This is a genomic window from Rhodococcus sp. D-6 (assembly GCF_040256695.1).
GTDB classification, from domain to species: domain Bacteria; phylum Actinomycetota; class Actinomycetes; order Mycobacteriales; family Mycobacteriaceae; genus Rhodococcus; species Rhodococcus pyridinivorans.
On sequence record NZ_CP132970.1, the window covers coordinates 2319451 to 2339128 of the forward strand.

Genomic DNA, 19678 nt, shown 5'->3' on the forward strand with positions numbered 1-19678 from the left:
TGCGTTCGGGCCGGTGACAGAGAACGTCTACGTCAGAAGTCCCAGTCGTCGTCTTCTGTGACGACGGCCTTGCCGATCACGTAGGAGCTGCCGGAGCCCGAGAAGAAGTCGTGGTTCTCGTCGGCGTTCGGCGACAACGCCGACAGGATGGCCGGGTTGACGTCCGTCTCGTCCTTCGGGAACAGCGCCTCGTAACCGAGGTTCATCAGCGCCTTGTTCGCGTTGTAGCGCAGGAACTTCTTGACGTCCTCGGTGAGCCCGACCTGGTCGTAGAGGTCGGCCGTGTAGTGGGTCTCGTTGTCGTACAGCTCGAAGAGCAGTTCGAAGACCCAGTCCTTGAGCTCGTCGCGCTCGGCCTGCGTGATCGTCTCGAGCCCGCGCTGGTACTTGTAGCCGATGTAGTAGCCGTGGACGGCCTCGTCGCGAATGATCAGGCGGATCATGTCGGCGGTGTTGGTGAGCTTGGCCCGCGACGACCAGTACATCGGCAGGTAGAAGCCCGAGTAGAACAGGAACGACTCGAGCAGCGTCGAGGCGGCCTTGCGCTTGAGCGGGTCGTCGCCCTTGTAGTAGTCGAGGATGATCTGCGCCTTGCGCTGCAGGTGCTCGTTCTCCTCCGACCAGCGGAAGGCGTCGTCGATCTGGCGGCTCGAGCACAGCGTCGAGAAGATCTGCGAGTAGCTCTTCGCATGCACCGACTCCATGAACGCGATGTTCGTCAGCACCGCTTCCTCGTGCGGGGTCACCGCATCGGGGATGAGCGAGACCGCGCCGACCGTGCCCTGGATGGTGTCGAGCAGCGTCAGGCCCGTGAAGACCCGCATCGTCAGTTCCTGCTCGTACTCGGTGAGCGTGCCCCACGACTGGATGTCGTTGGAGACCGGCACCTTCTCCGGGAGCCAGAAGTTGCCGGTGAGACGATCCCAGACCTCGGCGTCCTTGTCGTCGGGGACGCGGTTCCAGTTGATCGCGGAGACGCGATCGATGAGTTTGACGCGCACGCCGTCGGCCGGCGAGTGTGCTGCTGCAGTCATCGGTTACCTACCTGAATTGTGTGCTGATGCAAAGACTGTCGTGGAGCAGGGTCACAACATGCAGGAGACGCAACCCTCCACCTCGGTGCCCTCGAGCGCCATCTGCCGCAGGCGGATGTAGTACAGGGTCTTGATTCCCTTGCGCCACGCGTAGATCTGCGCCTTGTTCACGTCGCGGGTGGTGACGGTGTCCTTGAAGAACAGTGTCAGCGACAGCCCCTGGTCGACGTGCTGCGTCGCAGCAGCGTAGGTGTCGATGATCTTCTCGTAGCCGATCTCGTATGCATCCTGGAAGTACTCGAGATTCTCGTTCGTCATGTAGGGCGCCGGGTAGTAGACACGCCCGATCTTGCCCTCCTTGCGGATCTCGATCTTCGACGCGACCGGGTGGATCGAGCTCGTCGAGTGGTTGATGTACGAGATCGAACCGGTGGGCGGAACCGCCTGCAGGTTCTGGTTGTAGATGCCGTGCTTCTGCACGGACTCCTTCAGCTCGCGCCAGTCCTGCTGCGTGGGGATCGCGATGTCCGACTCGGCGAACAGCTGACGGACCCGCTCGGTGGCAGGCTCCCACACCTGATCGGTGTACTTGTCGAAGAACTCACCCGAGGCGTACTTCGACTCCGGGAAGCCCTTGAAGTACGAGCCGCGCTCGATCGCGATCTTGTTCGACGCACGCAGGGCGTGGAACAGCACGGTGTAGAAGTAGATGTTCGTGAAGTCGACGCCTTCTTCGGACCCGTAGAAGATGTGCTCGCGGGCGAGGAAGCCGTGCAGGTTCATCTGGCCGAGGCCGATGGCGTGGGATTCGTTGTTGCCCCGCTCGATCGACGGCACCGACGAGATCGTCGTCTGGTCGGAGACGGCCGTCAGGCCGCGGATGGCGACCTCGATGGTCTGCGCGAAGTCGGGCGAGTCCATCGTCTTCGCGATGTTCAGCGAGCCGAGGTTGCACGAGATGTCCTTGCCCACATGGCTGTAGGACAGGTCGTCGTTGAACTCCGAGGGAGTCGAGACCTGCAGGATCTCCGAGCACAGGTTCGAGTGCGTGATCTTGCCGGCGATCGGGTTGGCCCGGTTCACCGTGTCCTCGAACATGACGTAGGGGTAGCCCGACTCGAACTGCAGCTCGGCGACGGTCTGGAAGAACTCGCGCGCCTTGATCTTCGACTTGCGGATGCGCTTGTCGTCGACCATCTCGTAGTACTTCTCGGTGACGTCGATGTCGGCGAAGGGCTTGCCGTAGACGCGCTCGACGTCGTACGGCGAGAACAGGTACATGTCCTCGTTCTTCTTCGCCAGCTCGAAGGTGATGTCGGGGATGACGACGCCCAGCGAGAGGGTCTTGATGCGGATCTTCTCGTCGGCATTCTCACGCTTGGTGTCGAGGAAGCGGTAGATGTCGGGGTGGTGCGCGTGCAGGTAGACCGCACCGGCACCCTGACGGGCACCGAGCTGGTTGGCGTAGGAGAAGGAGTCCTCGAGCAGCTTCATGATCGGGATGACGCCGGAGGACTGGTTCTCGATCTTCTTGATCGGAGCGCCGTGCTCACGAATGTTGCTGAGCAGCAAGGCGACACCGCCACCGCGCTTGGACAGCTGCAGTGCGGAGTTGATGGAGCGGCCGATCGACTCCATGTTGTCCTCGATGCGAAGGAGGAAGCACGAAACGGGCTCGCCGCGCTGCTTCTTGCCCGAGTTGAGGAAGGTCGGGGTGGCCGGCTGGAAACGACCCGAGATGATCTCGTCGACGAGGTGCCGGGCGAGGATCTCGTCGCCGTCGGCGAGCGTCAGCGCGACCATGCACACACGGTCCTCGAAACGCTCGAGGTAGCGCTTGCCGTCGAACGTCTTGAGCGTGTACGAGGTGTAGTACTTGAACGCACCGAGGAAGGTCGGGAACCGGAACTTCTTCGAATATGCGTGCTCGAACAGCGATTTGACGAATGCGCGCGAATACTTCTCGAGCACCTCGGGCTCGTAGTAGTTCTCCTCGACGAGGTAGTCGAGCTTCTCGTCGAGGTTGTGGAAAAAGACCGTGTTCTGGTTGACGTGCTGCAGGAAGTACTGACGGGCGGCGGCCACATCCTTGTCGAACTGGATCTCGCCGTTGGGGCCGTACAGATTCAACATCGCGTTGAGCGCGTGGTAGTCGAGATCCTTGAGCGAATCGTCGAGGTGTGCGCTCGTGGCGGGAGCGGGATCGGTAATGGTCACAGTGCTGTCCCCACTTGTCGGAGTTAGGAAACGGCCGCGCAGTCACGTCCGCGACGCGCGTCGAATACGGATACGGATGTGGCTCAGGCGTTCTGGAGCACGGACTCCCAGAATCGGGCGAGACCGTCGCGGACACGCTCGACGTCGTCGGTCGTGCCCATCAACTCGAACCGGTACAGATACGGCACCTTGCACTTGCGCGAGACGATGTCTCCCGCGAAACAGTACGAGTCGCCGAAGTTGGTGTTACCCGCCGCGATGACACCGCGGATCAGGCCCCGATTGTGCTCGTTGTTGAGGAATCGGATGACCTGCCTGGGAACATAGCGGGTATCACGGCCCGTGGCGGTCGTCCCGCCACCGTAGGTCGGCACGATCAGCACGTACGGATCGTGGACCTCGAAATTTCCCTCACGATCGTGCAATGGGATACGGCTGGCCGGAATCCCGAGTTTCTGCACGAATCGGTGGGTGTTCTCGGATGTACTCGAGAAGTACACCAGCGATGTTCCCGGGATCGACCCCAGCGAAGCCATCGGTAGTCACCACTCTTCATTCGATTGCGAAGACCGGCCCGGGCGGACACGGAAGAACACGTCCGCCCGGAGACGACGACGATCGGGCCGCCGCGAACGCGGCCCGGGCTCAGGCAGCGACGGTAAGCGCCTTGATGCGGTCGGGGCGGAAGCCCGACCAGTGGTCGTCGCCGGCGACGACGACAGGCGCCTGGAGGTATCCCAGCGCCATGACGTAGTCGCGGGCCTCGGGGTTCTCACTGATGTCGACGACGTCGTACTCGATGCCGGCCTTGTCGAGGGCGCGGTAGGTGGCGGTGCACTGGACGCAGGCAGGCTTGGTATAGACGGTGATGTTCATGAATGCCCCTTTTCCGACGGCCGTGGGCGGCCTGACGACTGACTGCTGTGCGTTACCCGGAAGCCCACTCATCCGTCCGATCCCGCTTCCCCGAGAGATCGTCGGCACTTGTGGCCCTCCAGCGGTCTAGACACTACACCTTGTGTCCATCGGATACACAGAACCCAGGATGTTGTGACTTACAAAGGTGATATTCCCAGGTCGCGACCCTCCCTCCACGGCGTTTCGGGCGTGTCCCGGCGTGTCGCCGCAGCGCGTACGAGAGAGACCTCGAGCACAGTGTGGCGGGTGCCACCGACAACTTCGCGAGGGCACCGCGAGAACACCCTCCGAAGGGCCTGCGCGGGGAGCTCCGGGCGGGAAGAATGACTCCTCGTGCACCCGGTTCGCGCGATGCTCGCCGCACTGCTGGCACTGTCCCTGTGCGCCGCCTGCGACTCGCGCCGTGAGTGCGAACCGATCTCCGCCCCGCTCGACGAGACGAGCACCGCGTGTCCCCGCTTCGGCATCAGCACCCCGGGCGGCCCGGTGGCCGTCGACGAGTACCGCGCGGTCACCGAGGCGGTCGGCACCGCACCCGGCGCGGTGCTGTGGTTCGTCGACTTCCTCTCCCCACCACCCGTCGGGGCCCTCGACATCGTGCGCGCCTCGGGAGCCGACCCGATCGTCACGTGGGAACCGTGGCTGCAGCGTGGCGACGGGACATACGACCGGACGTCGATCACGATGGCCGACATCGCCGCCGGGATCCACGACGACCATCTCTACCGGTGGGCGGACGAACTCACCGCCTGGGGCGGGACGGTGTACCTGCGCTTCGCACACGAGCCGAACGGGGACTGGTATCCCTGGGGTCCCGCCGGCGGCACCCCACCGGAGACCTACGTCGCGGCGTGGCGACACGTGCACGAACTGTTCGCTTCCAAGGGGGCCGACAACGTGCGCTGGATCTGGACGGTCAACGTCCCGCACGAGGGCAGCAGTCCCATCGCACCCCTGTATCCCGGTGACGACCACGTCGACGTCGTCGGGGTCGACGGTTACAACTGGGGCACCACCCGGCCGTGGAGTCGCTGGCAGTCCCCCGAAGATCTGTTCGGACCGACCTTCGACGAGCTCGGCCGGATCGCCCCGGGTCGTCCCGTCGCGGTCACCGAGGTCGCGAGCGCGGAGGCCGGTGGGTCGAAGCCGGACTGGATCCGGGATCTGGTGGGTTACTTGGACAGTCACCCCGCGGTGACGACGTTCGTGTGGTTCCATCACAACAAGGAAACCGACTGGCGCCTGACCAGCACGGCCGAGTGCGCGGCGGCCCTGGACGACGCTCTGCACAGGAGACACACCGCACGATGACATCCGAGGCGTCGCTGCTCCCCGACCATCTCGAGGACGAGCGCATGCGCGACGTCGAGCGACTCGAGCTGCTCGACACCCCTCACGAGGAGCGCTTCGACAAGATCACCCGCATGGCGTGCCGCGTGTTCGGCGTCCCCATGGCGTCGGTGTCGCTGATGGACCACGACCGGCAGTGGTTCAAGTCGATCCTCGGACTCGAACTCTCCGAAGTTCCTCGCGAGAGGACGGTGTGCCGCACCACCATCGCGCGCGCGTACGAGCGGCCGGACGACCCCGCACTCGTCCTTCCCGACGCCTCAACCGATCCCGCCTTCATGGACATCCCCGGTATCGGTGGTGAGGGTGGGATCCGGTTCTACGCGGGTTACCCCCTGTTCGGTCCGGCCGGTCATCCCGTGGGCACCTTCTGCATCTACGACACCGAGGAGAGGAACCTCGACCCGGATCAGCTCGACACCTTCGCGGAGCTGGCCGAATGGACCCAGCGCGAACTCGACCGGTCCGACGAACTCGACCGCGCCGCCGAGATCCAGAAGCAGCTCCTCCCCCGGCCGCTATCCGACCTTCCGGGCTACGAGATCGCCACCGTCTGCCTGCCCGCCTTCGTGGTGGGTGGCGACTTCTACGACCACTACCGGCTCCGTGAGGGCGTCGTGATCTCCGTCGCCGACGTGATGGGAAAGGGCCTCGGCGCGGCGATCCTGGCGTCGGGCGTGCGTTCCTCGTTGCGCGGTGCCGGCCGGGTGCTCGAGCGCTTCGGACGTCGTCCGGTCGGCGTCCTCGACACCGGGATGGCGCTGACCCTCGGCGCCGAGCACCTCGCCGACGACTTCGAGCACACGGGAACGTTCGCCACCTCCTTCGTCGCTGCGATCGAGTTCTCCACGGGAGACGTCGACCACGCCGATGCGGGGCACGGACTCGCGGCGATCCGTCGCGCGGACGGCGGGGTCGAACCCCTCGAGGGCGACGGTCCCCCGCTCGGAGTGTTCCCCGCCACCACATGGACATCGGAGACCGCGCACCTCGCGCCCGGCGACATGCTGGTGGTCTGCTCGGACGGACTGCTCGACCTGCTCGACGAGAACAGCGACCCGGCGGCACTGTGCCGTTTCGTCGCCGGCCATCCGACCCCGGAGGCGCTGGTGGCCGCAGCACGTGCCCTGACGGTGAACGAACCTCCGCTCGACGACGTCACGGTCGTCGCGATACGACGGAACGAGATGTCGTGAAGGCCGTCACGAAGGAGGGCTACCCGTCACCGTTCCTGCGTGTCCTCATCGTCCTCACGGTCGTCGTCGGCCTGAACTACATCGTCTGGCGTTGGCTGTTCTCGGTGAACTGGGATGCCTGGTGGATCGCGGTTCCGCTGGTGCTGGCCGAGACCTACAGCCTGATCGACTCGTTGCTCTTCGCATTGACGATGTGGCGGCTGAGGAGACGGCCCGAACCACCCGCAGCGCCGGAGGGGATGACGGTCGACGTCTTCATCACCACCTACAACGAACCGGTCGATCTGGTGTTGCGGACCGCCACGGCAGCGAAGCGTATCCGGTATCCGCACCGGACGTGGATCCTCGACGACGGATCCCGGCCCGAACTCGCCGCAGCCGCCGCCGAACTCGGCGTCGACTACATGACGCGGGCGGCGAGCTGGACGAACAAGCCACGCCATGCCAAAGCGGGCAACCTGATCAACGCGCTGCTGCATTCGGACGGCGAGTTCCTGCTCATCCTCGACGCCGACCAGGTGCCCGAACCCGAGATCCTCGACCGCACACTCGGATATTTCACCGACGACCGCACCGCCCTGGTCCAGACACCGCAGTACTTCACCAACGTTCCCGAGTCCGACCCGCTCGGCAGCCAGGCCCCGCTGTTCTACGGCCCGATCCAGCAGGGCAAGGACGGCTGGAACGCCGCCTTCTTCTGCGGGTCCAACGCAATCCTCCGACGCGAAGCGCTCATGCAGCTCGGCCTGACCGGTTACGTCCAAGCCGTCGAAGACGGAGTCGAACGCACCCTGCGCACCGCAGGAAAGGTGGTCGACCGCGCACGCCGGAAGGTGCCCGCCGACCAGCCCGACGTCGCCGCGGCACTGGATTCGGTGCGACAGGCCGTGCGTACAGCACGCGGCGAACGGCGGGCCGGCGCGGCGCTCGCCGACGTCACCTTCCGCTTCCAGCAGGCGGTCGACGCCGCCGCGCGCAGCATCGTCGATGCCGACTTCGGTGGTATCCGAGCCGATCTCGAGGAGATCGCCGCCCTCGACGCGCACGGCACCGACGCGCTCACCATCGACGAGACCGTGCTCGACCGCCTCGCCGACCGCGAATGGTCGCCGCTCGGCGCGCTCGAATCGATCCGGGCGATGATCCGGGCCGTCGACGTCGACCGCGCCGAGGAGGCCGAGCCGATGCTCGCGTTGGCCACGATCTCCGTGACCGAGGACATGGCCACCTCCATGCGTCTGCACGGCGCGGGTTGGAAGTCCGTCTACCACCACGAGATCCTCGCCTACGGACTGGCACCGGAGGATCCGAAGACGATGGTCACGCAGCGACTCCGGTGGGCGCAGGGCACGATCCAGGTGATGCTGCGGGAGAATCCGCTCGTCCAGAAGGGCATGACCCTCGCGCAGCGCCTCATGTACTGGGCGACGATGTGGAGCTATCTCTCCGGTTTCGCGGCCCTCGCCTATTTCGCGGCGCCGATGATCTATCTCGTCTTCGGGATCCTGCCGGTGGAAGCCTACAGTCTCGACTTCTTCGCGCGGCTCGTCCCGTTCCTGATCCTCAGTCAGCTGCTGTTCTTCGTCGTCGGCCGCGGCACGCCGACCTGGCGCGGCCAGCAGTACAGCCTCGCGCTGTTCCCGGTGTGGATCAAGGCATGCTGGACGGCCTTCCTCAACGTGTACTTCGACAAACCGCTCGATTTCGCGGTCACCCCGAAGACACGCCAGGGCGGCGAGGGCGTCCCCTGGTATCTGTTCCGTCAGCAACTGCTCGTCATGGCACTGCTGGTCGTGGCGGCGGTCGTCGGCGCGGTGCGGTTGTTCCTCGGCGACATCTCGGTTCTCGGCGTGACCGCGAACCTCGTCTGGGTCGTCTTCGACCTGTTGATTCTGTCGGTGGTGATCGGCGCGGCTCGCTACCGTGGACCCGAGAACGAAGGAGTTCGATGAGCCATTACGAAACCCGCACGGTCGGAACGAGTACCGTCGTGCAACCCACCGGTCGTCTGAACATGGTTGCGGCGCCACGTCTTCGCGAGCAGTTGCGCGATCTCGTCGAGAACGGATCCCATCGGCTCGTCGTCGACCTCAGCACGACCGAGTTCATCGACTCGTCCGGGCTCGGCGCACTCGTGTCCGGATTGAAGGCGGCGCGGCAGGCCGGCGGCGACCTGCGGATCGCCTCGCCCACGGCGCAGGTGCAGAGCGTGCTCGCGCTGACCCGCCTCGATCGGGTCCTGGCGACCCACGACTCCGCGGACGCGGCCTTCGATGGCGACTGACGCCCCGTCCGACGCGCAGCCGTCCGACGGGGCGCCCTGCCGGTGGGAGTTGTCCGCCCCGACGAGCGAGGGCACCCTCGACCGGATCATGGATCTGGTCGCGGAGATGTTCGCCGCCGAGGAACTCGACGAGTCCGACCGCGTGCAGTTCGAGATCGCGGTCGCGGAGATCGCCGCGAACATCATCGAGCACACCGGCCGGGGACAAGCTGTCTCGGTGACGCTGACGCTGGAGCTCCACCCGGATCGTCTCGAAGCAGTATTCATCGACGACGGGGCCCCGGCACGTGTGGATCTGCGTTCGGTCGAACTCCCGGATGCCCTCGCCGAGCGCGGTCGAGGACTCGCCATCGCCCTCGCCGCGCTCGACGAGCTGCGGTACCGGCGACAGGCCGGCACCAATCGCTGGCTGCTGGTCTGTCACCGGTCCGACGCGTCAGGGCAGTCCGGGCAGTAGGTCGTCGAGGCGGGCCGGTAGGTTCCGGATCCGCACTCCGGTCGCGTGCCACAGGGCGTTGACGACCGCCGCGGCGCTGCCCACGATCCCGATCTCACCGATCCCCCGCGACCCCATGGGTGTCGCATGCAGGTCCTCGTCATCGAGCCAATCCGCTTCGACCCGGCGGATGTCAGCGTGTGTCGGCACGTGGTATTCGGACAGATCGTGGTTGACGACGTGCCCGAAACGCGCGTCGCGGATGCTCTCCTCGAAGAGCGCCATCGAGATCCCGAAGGACATCCCGCCGATGACCTGCGAACGCGCGGTTCGCGGATTGATCACCCGTCCCACGGAGAACAGACCGAACATCCGGGGCACCCGAATCTCGCCGGTGTCGGCGTCGACGTGCACCTCGGCGAAGTGCACACCGAAGGACTGCGCGGTGTAGTGCTCGAGTTCGCGGTTCTCGGCTGCCGACGCGGACAGTTCGGCACCCACCGGCGGATCGTCGCCGAAGCGTTTACCGAATTGTTCTGCGGCCGTGACGATCGCGGTTCCCCAGGACGAGGTGCCCGACGATCCGCCGGCCACCGTGCCGTTGGGCAGTGCGCTGTCGCCGATCTCGAGGTCGACGTCCTCCGGTCGGCATCCGAGTGCGTCGGCGGCGATGAGGGTCAGGGCCGTCCACGCACCCGTACCGAGGTCGGTGGCTCCGATGCGGACGGAGTAGCGCCCCTCCCCGAGATACCGGATCTGGGCTTCCGAGCCGGGATTGACCATGTGGGGATAGGTCGCGACCGCCATGCCGGTACCGATCAGGGTGTTGCCCTGCCGCCGGGTGCCGGGTTCGCGGTCGGACGGATCCCACCCGAATCGCTGTGTTCCTCCGCGGAGGCATTCGACGAGCCGGCGCGACGACCACGGCTTCCCCGTCTCCGGATCGGACTCGGGTTCGTTGCGGATGCGCAGTTCGATCGGGTCGATCCCGAGTTCGGCGGCGAGCTCGTCCATCGCGACCTCGCCGGCGAACATGCCCGGCGCTTCACCTGGCGCGCGCATCCAGAACGGCGCCGGCACGTCGAGAGTGATCGCGCGATGCGACGTGCGGGCGTTGGCGACGTCGTAGAGATTGCGCAGCGGCACCCCCGCCTGTTCGACGAATTCGGTGACCCGGGACGACTGGGCGAACGCCTCGTGCACGAGACCGGTGAGCTTGCCGTCACTGTCGGCCGCGAGCCGGATGTGCGAGGCGGTCGGAGCGCGGTACCCGACGTAACCGAACATGTCTGGTCGGGAGACCGCGAACTTGATCGCTTTCCCGGCCAGGGCCCGCGCCGCGAGTCCACCGAGGACGTCGTGCGCGTGAGGACCGCCCTTGGAACCGAATCCCCCACCGATGTACGGACAGACCACCCGCATCCGGGCCGCGTCGAGACCGAAGACCGGCGCGAGGGTCTCGACGACACCGTGCGGATGTTGCGTCGAGGTGTACAGCGTCAGAGTGTATCCGTCGGTCTCACTGTTCGACGGCACGACGTCGTTCCGCCAGATCGCGACCACGGTGTGCGGTTCGAGTGGATTGTTGTGTTCCTCAGGGGTGGAGTACCACTGATCGATCACCGTCTCGGCGCGGGCGAACGCCGCGTCGACGTCGCCTCGCTCGGTGTCGGGTTCGTAGCCGCCGTTGACGGTCTCGGGTGTGTACGCGTCGGGATGGTCGGCGCGGAAGAGCGCGTCGTGCGGTTCCTCGCTGTACTCGACTTTCAGGAGCGAGCATGCCTCCCGGGCGATCTCGAAGCTCTCCGCGACGACCGCGCCGATGATCTGACCCCGGTACAGCACGTCGGGTGTCTGCAGGACGGAGTACTCGCCCTCGGCCTCTTCGGTGAGACGTGGGGCGTTCCAGGGAGTGAGGACCTTCAGCACCCCGGGCACCGCTTCTGCGGCGGCGGTGTCGATGCGGTCGACGCGTCCACGGGCGATGGTGGAGGTGAGCGGTACGAGGTAGGCGGGATCGTCGACCGGGTGCTCGTAGGCGTACGGTGCCGTCCCGGCGACCTTCGCCGGTCCGTCGATGCGCGCGGTGGAGCGTCCACCTGCTCGGATCGGCTCGGGGCTCATGCGGATCCACCTCGTTCCCGTCGTTCGTCGAGTTCGCGCAGGGTCGCCACCACGGTTCGCCGCAGCAGCGGGATCTTGTAGGCGTTGCCGTCGAGGGGACTCGCGTCGGCGAGTTCGGCCTCGGCCGCCGCAGCGAAGACCTCATCGGAGGGTTGTTGCCCGAGGAGTGCTTCCTCCGCGCGGTGTGCCCGCCAGGGCCGGTGTGCGACCCCACCGAATGCGATGCGGCACCCGGTGATCGTCCCGTCCGCAACGGTCATCTCGGCCGCTACGGAGACCAACGCGAAGGCGTAGGACGCCCGGTCGCGCACCTTGCGATAGGTGGACAGCGAACTCTGCGCCGCGGGGATCTGCACGCCGACGATGAGGTCGTCGCGTTCGAGCACGGTGTCGCGCTCGGGTGTGTCGCCGGGGAGTCGGTAGAAGTCCTCTACCGCGATGGCGCGCTCGCCGTCCGGGCCGAGGACCAGGACTTCGGCGTCGAGCGCGAGCAGGGCGACCGCCATGTCGGACGGATGGGTGGCCACGCAGTGCTCCGAGGCGCCGAGGATCGCGTGGTAGCGGGTGTATCCGCCGATGGCGGAGCAGCCGCTGCCGGGTTCGCGCTTGTTGCAGGGGGTGCTCACGTCCCGGAAGTACGAGCACCGCGTGCGCTGGAGCAGGTTGCCGCCGGTGGTCGCGGTGTTCCGGAGCTGGGGTGAGGCACCGGCGAGCAGTGCGCGCGACAGCACCGGGTAGTTGCGCCGCACGAAGGGATGCGCCGCGAGGTCGCTGTTGCGGACGTTGGCGCCCACCCGGATTCCCCCGTCGGCCGTCTCCTCCACGGCGTCGAGCGGAAGATGCGAGACGTCGACGAGGAGATCGGGGGTCGCGACGCCGAGTTTGAGGTGGTCGACCAGATTCGTGCCGCCCGCGAGGAAGACCGCACCCGGTGTCTCGTGCACGACGGCGACGGCGGCGGCGGGATCTGCCGGTCGCTCGTAGCGGAGGGGGCTCATCGCGTCTCCTCCGTATCGAGGCGGCTGTCGCCGACACCGATTCGGCTGTCGCCTGCACCGATTCGGCTGTCGCCGGTGGCGACGGTGCGGATCGCCGAGACGATGTTGGGATAGGCGGCGCAGCGGCACAGATTGCCGCTCATGCGTTCCCGGATCTCGTCGTCGTCGAGTTCGGGTGCCTGTTCGAGATCGGCCGTTACGTGACTCGGCGCCCCGTCGGCGAACTCGTCGAGCATGCCGACGGCCGAACAGATCTGGCCGGGGGTGCAGTAGCCGCACTGGAAGGCGTCGTCCTCGATGAACTGCGCCTGGAGCGGATGCATCTCCCCGTCGCCGAGTCCGGCGGCGGTGACGATCTCGGCGCCGTCGTGCGAGGCGGCGAGGGCCAGGCACGAGAGGGTGCGCCGGCCGTCGATCAGCACGGTGCACGCTCCGCACTGACCGAGATCGCATCCCTTCTTCGGGGACGTGATCCCGAGGCGGTCGCGCAGTGCGTCGAGCACGGTGGTGCGGACGTCGATCGGGACGCGACGCTCCACCCCGTCGACGTGGAGAACTATGTCGAGATCGGGTCGGTGGCCGGTATCGGTCCTCGTGTCCCCGCTTGTCATGGGCAAACCTCCGAACAGTGGGCTGTGTTCGGGGCATTCCCGCTGCAGGCGTCATCGAACCGTCGAGATGCGACGAGCGACGAGGGGAGCGTCCGCGGCTCGGCCGGACCCTGCGGATACGCGGTGCCGGAGACCTCACGGGTCTCCGGCACCGGGGGTGTCGGTCGGTCCGCCGGCCGCTCTCGGTGCCGGCGGTACCGGCAGGGACGACGGACGTCTCGATCAGGCGTCGGCGAGCACCTTGGTGGCGTCGGCCAGTGCGGCGACGACCGTTGCGACCTGCTGCGCGGTCTCGGCGTGCTCCTTGGCGTGCTCGCCGCCGAACTTGCCGAAGGTTTCGCCGACCGACAGCGAGCCGGCGTCGACGACCTTGCCGCCGGCGATTCCGACGACCTTGACCGCGTCCTCGAGCGCCCACTTCGCAGCGTTCTGGCTGGGCGACTGGCTGACGATGGCGACGGGCTTGCCGCTCAGTGCGCCGGCACCGTAGGGGCGCGACAGCCAGTCGACGGCGTTCTTGAGCACCGCGGAGACGGTGCCGTTGTACTCGGGCGTGACGATCAGCACGGCATCGACCTCGGCAGCGGCGTCGCGCAGAGCCACGGCAGCAGCGGGGGCAGCCTCGCCGTCGAGATCCTCGTTGTAGAAGGGAACGTCGGCGAGGCCCTCGTAGAGGGTCACCTCGACGTTCTCGGCAGCAACCGCCGCGGCGGTCTCGGCGAGCTGGCGGGAGACGGAGCCGTCACGCAGGCTGCCGACGAGGGCGAGAACTCGGGTCATGGGAACATCCTCGGGTCGAAGTGGTTGACTACGCAATTTTAAACGGACCGTGGTCCGCTTTATTCCCTGCCCCGCTAGAGTGTGACCTTGTGAACACTCGCCCCCTCCCGCACGCGGACGGTCGGGCGCTGTCTGCGGCGAACAGCCGGGCTCTCCCCCTGGCGGACGAACGACTCTCCGAACGGGGCGACGCAGCGCGCAATCGTTCCCGTCTGCTCGACGCCGCCGCCCTGCTCGTCGCCGAGCGCGGCGTCGATGCCGTGACGATGGACGCCGTCGCGGCGCGGGCCGGGGTCGGCAAGGGCACCGTCTTCCGCAGGTTCGGCTCCCGCGCCGGGCTCGTCCGGGCACTGCTCGACCACAGCGAGCGCGAGTTCCAGCAGGGCTTCCTGTTCGGCCCGCCACCGCTCGGCCCCGACGCCGAGGCCCTGGACCGGCTCATCGCCTTCGGTCGTGCACGCATCGAACTCGTCGAGGTGCAGGGCGAACTGCTCCGCGCGGCCGAATCCGCCACCGACTCCCACTACACCGCTCCCGCCCACCTGGTCTCGCTCGCCCACGTCGACGCACTGCTGCGTGCCGCCGGAGTCACCGGCGACACCCGATTGCTGGCGACCTCGCTGGTCGCGTCGCTCGAGGCCACCCTCGTGCTCCACCAGTGGCGCGAGCTGGGACATCCGCTCCGCCGACTCGCCGACAACTGGGCCGAACTCGCACACCGTGTCGTGACCGGTCGAGGTAGCCGCAAATCTGGGTCGAGCGCCGTACCGTAACGGCATGATTCGCACATTCCGGGTGCTCGCACTGGTCTCCCTGACAGCGGTGGCCGCCGCGTGCAGCACCGATTCGGATTCGGCCGACGGCAACTCCGCGGAGGACCTCACCGGCCGCACCTTCGTCTCGACGAGCGTGACCGGCACGCAGATCCCGGGCGACGGACCGATGGTCGTCGAGTTCCCGGAGGACGGACGCATCTCCGCGACCGCCGGCTGCAACCGTTTCGTCGGCGGCGTGGACCTGGCCGACGGCCGAGTGAAGGCATCGGACCTGGCGAGCACGATGATGGCCTGCCTGCCGGAACGCGAGGGAGCAGACGCTTGGCTCACCACGCTGTTCGACGCCGAGCCGCGCTGGTCGCTCGACGGGGACACCTTCATGCTCACCGGCGACGACATCACGGTCTCGCTCGAGGACGAGAAGGTCGTCGACCCCGATCTGCCGATCACCGGCACCGAGTGGGTGGTGACCTCGCTGCGCACCGCCGACGCCGTCGTCAGGTCGGTCGCCCTGGAGAACGCCGCGCCGACGCTCACCCTGGCCGACGACGGCACCCTCACCGGGAACACGGGGTGCAACGAGTTCGGCGGCAGCGCCGAGGTGGGCGACGATGTCATCCTGTTCGAACCGCTCACCATGACCCGCGCGGCCTGCGCCGATCCCGAGCTCGCCGACATCGAGACGCACGTCCTGAACGTGCTCGCAGGTGAGACCACCTACATCGTCCGGGGCTCGTCGATGATTCTCACCGCAGCGAACGGCACCGACGGACTGGAGTTCACGGCCCGCTGATCCCTCCTCGGTACCGTGAGACCCATGCCGGGAGCAGTCCGCGTGGTCGTCGTCCTCGCACTGGGTGCGCTGCTGTCCGGGTGCGGAATGTTCGGGTCGTCGCCGTCCGACCCGATCGGTCGCCGTTACATCTCGACCGAGGTCGAGGGGCGGCCGATCCCCGGCGGCGGTCCGCTCCAGTTGTCGTTCCCCGCTCGGGAGCGGGTCGCGGCGTCCGCCGGATGCAACCGGTTCACCGGCACCGCCGACCTGTCCGGGAGCAGGATCCGCGCCGGGACGCTCGCGTCCACGAGAATGGCGTGTCCTCCCCCGCGCGACGGCGCCGACGACTGGGTACGGACGCTGTTCGCGGGCACACCCCGGTGGGCTCTCGACGGGGAGGTGCTCACCCTGACCACCGGCGCGGTGACCGTCACCCTCACCGAACGTACGGACGGGCGCTGAGATCGTTCGTCATGGAATCGTTCAGTAACGCTCGACGAGCCAGCGGGCGAGTTCCTGTGCGCTGCGGTCGACCTGCTTCGGCCAGTCGAGCGCCGAATCGTCGGCCCGGTCGCTCACGTGCTTGACGAGTCGGCACGGCGCGCCCATGCGGCGGGCGGCGTAGGCAACTGCGAAACCCTCCATGTCGACGAGATCGGCGCGCGCGGACAGCGCGTCGCGGATCTGGGCGTCCGAGACGAACGAATCACCGGTGGCGAGCACGCTGCCGTCACCGTCGTCGATCTGCACGACGTCCTGCACGGGATGACCGAGGCTCTTCAGGATCTCGCTGCTGATGTCGTGGTTGATCGCGGCGGACGGCAGGAACAGTCCCGAATGGTGGGTGTGCAATGCGCCGGCGGTGCCGATGTTCACGACGAGCGGCCGCGCGTCGGCCGGATACCCCGCGAGCGCCGCGGTGACGGCCACCGCTGCGTCGACCTTCCCGATCCCGGTGATCACCGTCTCGTAGCGTTCCGGGACGTGCGCCGCCTCGGCGCGGGTCGCGGATACGACGAGGATCCCGTTCACGTACTGCCTCCGAGTTCGAGGGTCGCGAGTGCCGCCCGGTGCAGCTCCCGCCCGTACCCGGCACCGTATCCCGCGGCGTGCACCGCCAGTGGATGCAGCTGGTGCACGGGCACCCGCTGCTCCCACCCGACGCGTAGCGGATGCGCCGCCTCGTAGCCGTCGACGACCCGGCCCAGGTGCGGGCAACCGAAGAGCGCGAGCATCGCCAGATCCGTCTCGCGGTGGCCGCCGTGCGCGGCCGGATCGATCAGGACGACGCCGCGTTGCGACCACAGCACGTTGCCGTTCCACAGGTCTCCGTGCAGGCGCGAGGGCGGATCCTCGTCGTCGAAGGCTCCGGCGGCGACGAGATCGCAGGCGGCCTCGATGTCGTGGCACTGACGGCCGGTGACGCTGCCCGCCTCGACCGCGATGCGCAGGAAGGGCAGCACCCGCTCTGCGACGTAGAACGATCCCCAGGTGTCGTGCACGGTGCGGCTCATGGGGCGGCGGCCGATGAACAGCTGCCCGTCGTAATCGTCGGGTGCCGCACCGAAACCGGCGGCGCCCACGTCGTGCATCCGGGCGAGTGCCGCACCGAACTCCCGTGCGGCCTCGGCGGACGGGGATGCCTCGGCGATCCGCTCGAGTTCGATGTGGTGCTCGCTCACCGACCGCACCGCCACCACCGGCATACCGGCCTCGGCGAGCCAGGCCAGACCGGCCGCCTCGGCCCGGAAGAAATCAGGATGGGTGTGCGGGTCGTGTTTGCGGAAGACGTCTCCGGTGCTCACCCCGAAGAGTCTGCCCGACCGCACACTTCGTCCCGCCCTCTTCGCCCACCCTCTTCTCCGTTGTATCGCAGCAGTAACACAGGAACGCTAGGGTCGTGAAGATGACGAACCTTCGCGATCGGATCATCGAAGAACTCGGGGTGAAACCCTCCATCGACCCGCGCGCCGAGATCGACGCGCGGGTGCAGTTTCTCGCCGACTACCTGCGCAGCACTCCCGCGAAGGGATTCGTGCTCGGCATCAGCGGCGGGCAGGACAGCACCCTCGCCGGCAAGCTCGCCCAGCTCGCCGCGGAGAAGCTCCGCGCCGAGGGCCACACGGCGGAGTTCGTCGCGGTCCGCCTGCCCTACGGCAAGCAGGCCGACGAGCACGACGCCCTCGTCGCATTGGAGTTCATCGGAGCCGATCGCACTCTCGGTGTGGATGTGAAGCCCGGCGCCGACGCGACGGCTTCGGAAGCGGCTCGCGCGCTGTACGGCACCGAGACGCGTCTGCGCGACTTCGTGCGCGGCAACATCAAGGCCCGCGAACGCATGATGATCCAGTACGCGATCGCCGGAGAACTCGGCTACCTCGTGGTCGGCACCGACCACGCCGCCGAAGCGGTGACCGGTTTCTACACCAAGTACGGCGACGGCGGCGTCGACATCACTCCCCTGGCCGGTCTGACGAAGCGGCAGGGTGCGGCGCTGCTGCGCGAACTCGAAGCACCCGAGAGCACCTGGATCAAGATCCCCACCGCCGATCTCGAGGACGACCGTCCCGCGCTGCCTGACGAGGAAGCGCTCGGCATGGCCTACAGCGAGATCGACGACTATCTCGAGGGCAAGGACGTCACCGACGACCTCGCCAAGCGCCTCGAGGCCAAGTTCCTCGACACGCGGCACAAGCGCGTGATGCCCGTGGGGCCCTTCGACACCTGGTGGCGTGAGGATTAACCACCCGCGAAGGGCGGCAGGACGTCCACTCGGGACCCGGCCGGCCGGCCGAGGTCCCGGGTGAGTTCGCCCGTGCCGCCGTCGCCGGGTTCGAGCAGGAAGGCCGCCACCGACAGGACCCGCTCCATATCGGCGCCGTAACGATCGACGAGGACGGCACGCAGCGTGCCGAGATCGGCGCCTTCCGGCAGGTCGATCGTGTCCTTCTCGCGTCCGGCCGCATCTGCTGCGGCCGCGAAGTACCGCACCTCGATCCCCGTCGTCACCTCAGCCACCGATAGCTCCCATGCTCCGCTGCGGCGGCGCGAAGTCCGCCGCGTCCATGCCGTGTCCGGCCCACTTGTTCCACATCGCCCCGCGCCACAGCGCGGCGAGTTCGTCGTCGGTGGCGCCGCCCCGCAGAGCGGCGCGCAGGTCGGTCTCCCGGTCGCTGAACAGGCAGGACCGGACCGTTCCCTCGGCCGTCAACCGCGTGCGGTCGCAGTCGCTGCAGAACGACCGCGTAACCGACGCGATGATCCCGACGGTCGCCGGTCCGCCGTCGACGAGCCAGCGTTCGGCCGGCGCGGACAGGTCCTCGCGTTCGGTCTCCGTGAGCGTGAACCGCTGCCCGAGCACGTCGAGCAATTGCTGGGCCGGCACCATCTGCGAGCGCGCCCAGTTCTGATCGGCGTCGAGAGGCATCTGCTCGATGAACCGCAGTTCCACGCCCTCGTCCAGGCACCACGCGAGCAGATCGGCCGCACCTTCGAGGGTTTCCGGCATCAGGACAGCGTTGATTTTGACCCGACCCAGTCCGGCGGCCACCGCGGCGCGGATACCGTCGAGCACCGAATCGAGCCGATCGCGGCGCGTGAGCCGCGCGAAGTGCTCGCGGTCGATGGTGTCGAGGGAGATGTTCACGCGGGTCAGTCCGGCGTCCGCCAGCGCCCGCGCACGGTGCCGGAGACCGACCGCATTGGTGGTCAGCGCGATCGGCAGCCCCGGCGTCTGCTGCGCGCATCCGGCGACGATCTCCTCGAGATCGCGGCGCATGAGCGGTTCCCCACCGGTGAAGCGCACCTCGTGGACACCGAGTCGACCGGTCGCGATGCCCACCAGACGCACGATCTCGGCGCTCGCGAGCAGCTGGTCGCGCGGAATCTCGGGAAGTCCCTCGGCCGGCATGCAGTAGGTGCAGCGCAACGAGCACTTCTCGGTGAGGGACACGCGCAGGTCGCGGGCGATGCGACCGAAGCGATCGAGAAGCTCGGGCACGTCGGGCCGATCGGACGCGTCGTCTGCGCGATCGCGCACGACCGGGATGCCCATGTCCACCGCTGTCATACGACCATCGCTTTCATACAGCCCAGTATGCCCACAACCGCCGATCGTGACATCGCATCCGGACAGACGGGGCACACGCGGCGCGTCGTGGACGGCGGGGCACGGCCCTC

General features: G+C 67.4%; 21 protein-coding genes. 9 read left to right on the plus strand and 12 right to left on the minus strand.

Translation table 11 applies throughout. The annotated features are described in order from the left end of the window. Window positions 1-32: 32 nt before the first annotated feature. From nrdF to RBB84_RS10925, 4 genes are all read right to left on the minus strand, one after another. A complete protein-coding gene (nrdF, locus tag RBB84_RS10910; RefSeq protein WP_006550395.1) occupies window positions 33-1034 on the minus strand; it encodes a class 1b ribonucleoside-diphosphate reductase subunit beta in 1002 nt (333 codons plus the stop codon). 51 nt (window positions 1035-1085) lie between these two features. Beyond that, window positions 1086-3167: a class 1b ribonucleoside-diphosphate reductase subunit alpha gene (nrdE, locus tag RBB84_RS10915; RefSeq protein ID WP_229568359.1), complete on the minus strand. Its 2082-nt coding sequence runs from the start codon at window positions 3165-3167 to the stop codon at window positions 1086-1088. A 167-nt stretch (window positions 3168-3334) separates the two neighbouring features. Then, window positions 3335-3787: a class Ib ribonucleoside-diphosphate reductase assembly flavoprotein NrdI gene (gene nrdI / locus RBB84_RS10920; RefSeq protein ID WP_006550391.1), complete on the minus strand. Its 453-nt coding sequence runs from the start codon at window positions 3785-3787 to the stop codon at window positions 3335-3337. A 109-nt stretch (window positions 3788-3896) separates the two neighbouring features. After that, window positions 3897-4127: a redoxin NrdH gene (locus tag RBB84_RS10925; protein WP_006550390.1), complete on the minus strand. Its 231-nt coding sequence runs from the start codon at window positions 4125-4127 to the stop codon at window positions 3897-3899. 393 nt (window positions 4128-4520) lie between these two features. On the opposite strand from RBB84_RS10925, the gene RBB84_RS10930 reads away from it, so the two are divergent. From RBB84_RS10930 to RBB84_RS10950, 5 genes are read left to right on the plus strand one after another with little or no spacing between them, the layout of a single operon-like run. After that, window positions 4521-5480, plus strand: a complete 960-nt coding sequence (locus tag RBB84_RS10930; protein ID WP_033097722.1) for a glycosyl hydrolase — start codon at window positions 4521-4523, stop codon at window positions 5478-5480. After that, window positions 5477-6715, plus strand: coding sequence for a SpoIIE family protein phosphatase (locus RBB84_RS10935; RefSeq protein ID WP_033097721.1), 1239 nt, complete (start codon window positions 5477-5479; stop codon window positions 6713-6715). Before RBB84_RS10930 ends, RBB84_RS10935 begins: the two co-directional genes overlap by 4 nt. Then, window positions 6712-8667 (plus strand): glycosyltransferase, encoded by a 1956-nt coding sequence (locus RBB84_RS10940; RefSeq protein WP_033097720.1) that lies wholly within the window; start codon window positions 6712-6714, stop codon window positions 8665-8667. Before RBB84_RS10935 ends, RBB84_RS10940 begins: the two co-directional genes overlap by 4 nt. Continuing rightward, window positions 8664-8999: an STAS domain-containing protein gene (locus RBB84_RS10945; protein WP_033097719.1), complete on the plus strand. Its 336-nt coding sequence runs from the start codon at window positions 8664-8666 to the stop codon at window positions 8997-8999. Before RBB84_RS10940 ends, RBB84_RS10945 begins: the two co-directional genes overlap by 4 nt. Then, on the plus strand, window positions 8989-9456 hold the full coding sequence (locus tag RBB84_RS10950) for an ATP-binding protein (protein ID WP_082921110.1): 468 nt from the start codon (window positions 8989-8991) through the stop codon (window positions 9454-9456). Before RBB84_RS10945 ends, RBB84_RS10950 begins: the two co-directional genes overlap by 11 nt. On the opposite strand, the gene RBB84_RS10955 is transcribed toward RBB84_RS10950, so the two are convergent. The 4 genes from RBB84_RS10955 to RBB84_RS10970 form a co-directional block, all read right to left on the minus strand. Then, the gene (locus RBB84_RS10955) at window positions 9436-11559 is read right to left on the minus strand and encodes a xanthine dehydrogenase family protein molybdopterin-binding subunit (protein WP_052040092.1); all 2124 of its coding nucleotides are present in this window, start codon (window positions 11557-11559) and stop codon (window positions 9436-9438) included. The two genes, RBB84_RS10950 and RBB84_RS10955, sit on opposite strands and share 21 nt — an antisense overlap. Next, complete coding sequence (locus RBB84_RS10960) at window positions 11556-12557, minus strand: xanthine dehydrogenase family protein subunit M (RefSeq protein WP_024101424.1); 1002 nt, start codon at window positions 12555-12557, stop codon at window positions 11556-11558. Before RBB84_RS10960 ends, RBB84_RS10955 begins: the two co-directional genes overlap by 4 nt. Then, window positions 12554-13168 (minus strand): 2Fe-2S iron-sulfur cluster-binding protein, encoded by a 615-nt coding sequence (locus tag RBB84_RS10965; protein ID WP_051121499.1) that lies wholly within the window; start codon window positions 13166-13168, stop codon window positions 12554-12556. Before RBB84_RS10965 ends, RBB84_RS10960 begins: the two co-directional genes overlap by 4 nt. A gap of 222 nt (window positions 13169-13390) precedes the next feature. Further along, window positions 13391-13948, minus strand: coding sequence for an NAD(P)H-dependent oxidoreductase (locus tag RBB84_RS10970; protein ID WP_006550386.1), 558 nt, complete (start codon window positions 13946-13948; stop codon window positions 13391-13393). A 128-nt stretch (window positions 13949-14076) separates the two neighbouring features. Here RBB84_RS10970 and RBB84_RS10975 point away from each other — a divergent pair, with 128 nt between their 5' ends. Genes RBB84_RS10975 through RBB84_RS10985 form a run of 3 tightly spaced genes read left to right on the plus strand, consistent with a single transcriptional unit; the run spans window position 14077 to window position 15961 of the window. Next, complete coding sequence (locus RBB84_RS10975) at window positions 14077-14721, plus strand: TetR/AcrR family transcriptional regulator (protein WP_024101427.1); 645 nt, start codon at window positions 14077-14079, stop codon at window positions 14719-14721. Between the two features lie 4 nt (window positions 14722-14725). Then, window positions 14726-15517, plus strand: a complete 792-nt coding sequence (locus tag RBB84_RS10980; protein ID WP_033097717.1) for an META domain-containing protein — start codon at window positions 14726-14728, stop codon at window positions 15515-15517. A 24-nt stretch (window positions 15518-15541) separates the two neighbouring features. Next, entirely contained in the window at window positions 15542-15961 is a 420-nt protein-coding gene (locus tag RBB84_RS10985) for an META domain-containing protein (RefSeq protein WP_231912084.1), read from the plus strand. Between the two features lie 21 nt (window positions 15962-15982). Here RBB84_RS10985 and RBB84_RS10990 read toward each other — a convergent pair whose 3' ends face one another. Both RBB84_RS10990 and RBB84_RS10995 read right to left on the minus strand, forming a co-directional pair. Continuing rightward, on the minus strand, window positions 15983-16531 hold the full coding sequence (locus tag RBB84_RS10990) for a nucleosidase (RefSeq protein ID WP_033097715.1): 549 nt from the start codon (window positions 16529-16531) through the stop codon (window positions 15983-15985). Beyond that, entirely contained in the window at window positions 16528-17328 is an 801-nt protein-coding gene (locus tag RBB84_RS10995; protein WP_033097714.1) for a fructosamine kinase family protein, read from the minus strand. The genes RBB84_RS10990 and RBB84_RS10995 overlap by 4 nt, the downstream gene beginning before the upstream one ends. Before the next feature lie 77 nt (window positions 17329-17405). Between RBB84_RS10995 and nadE the strand changes: the two genes are divergently transcribed. Beyond that, window positions 17406-18242 carry an ammonia-dependent NAD(+) synthetase gene (nadE, locus tag RBB84_RS11000; RefSeq protein ID WP_006550380.1) on the plus strand — a complete coding sequence of 279 codons (837 nt, stop codon included), beginning with the start codon at window positions 17406-17408 and terminating at the stop codon, window positions 18240-18242. Here nadE and RBB84_RS11005 read toward each other — a convergent pair. Both RBB84_RS11005 and moaA read right to left on the minus strand, forming a co-directional pair. Further along, the gene (locus RBB84_RS11005) at window positions 18239-18517 is read right to left on the minus strand and encodes a hypothetical protein (protein ID WP_006550379.1); all 279 of its coding nucleotides are present in this window, start codon (window positions 18515-18517) and stop codon (window positions 18239-18241) included. The genes nadE and RBB84_RS11005 overlap by 4 nt on opposite strands. Further along, window positions 18510-19568: a GTP 3',8-cyclase MoaA gene (gene moaA / locus RBB84_RS11010; RefSeq protein ID WP_033097713.1), complete on the minus strand. Its 1059-nt coding sequence runs from the start codon at window positions 19566-19568 to the stop codon at window positions 18510-18512. Before moaA ends, RBB84_RS11005 begins: the two co-directional genes overlap by 8 nt. Between the last annotated feature and the right edge of the window lie 110 nt (window positions 19569-19678).